The organism is Pseudoduganella ginsengisoli, from assembly GCF_009720865.1.
Taxonomy (GTDB): Bacteria; Pseudomonadota; Gammaproteobacteria; order Burkholderiales; family Burkholderiaceae_D; genus Rugamonas; species Rugamonas ginsengisoli.
Map to the genome: position 1 here is coordinate 1 of NZ_WNLA01000135.1, position 210 is coordinate 210.

General features: G+C 54.8%; 1 tRNA gene and 1 rRNA gene. Both read right to left on the bottom strand.

From position 1 onward, the window contains the following. Positions 1 to 2: 2 nt before the first annotated feature. A tRNA-Ile gene (locus GM668_RS30475) sits at positions 3 to 79 on the bottom strand. A gap of 65 nt (positions 80 to 144) precedes the next feature. Next, positions 145 to 210: ribosomal RNA gene (locus GM668_RS30480) — 16S ribosomal RNA — on the bottom strand; the annotation flags it as partial.

A 210-nucleotide genomic window follows, 5' to 3' on the forward strand; every position in this document is an offset into this window, starting at 1 on the left:
ACTGGTAGGGCTGGTTGGGCTCGAACCAACGACCCCCGCGTTATCAACACGGTGCTCTAACCAGCTGAGCTACAGCCCCAACATTTTGCGTTCTTCTTTACTACAGCCGATAAGTGTGGACGTCAGGCGGAGTGCCTACTCTAGAAAGGAGGTGATCCAGCCGCACCTTCCGATACGGCTACCTTGTTACGACTTCACCCCAGTCACGAA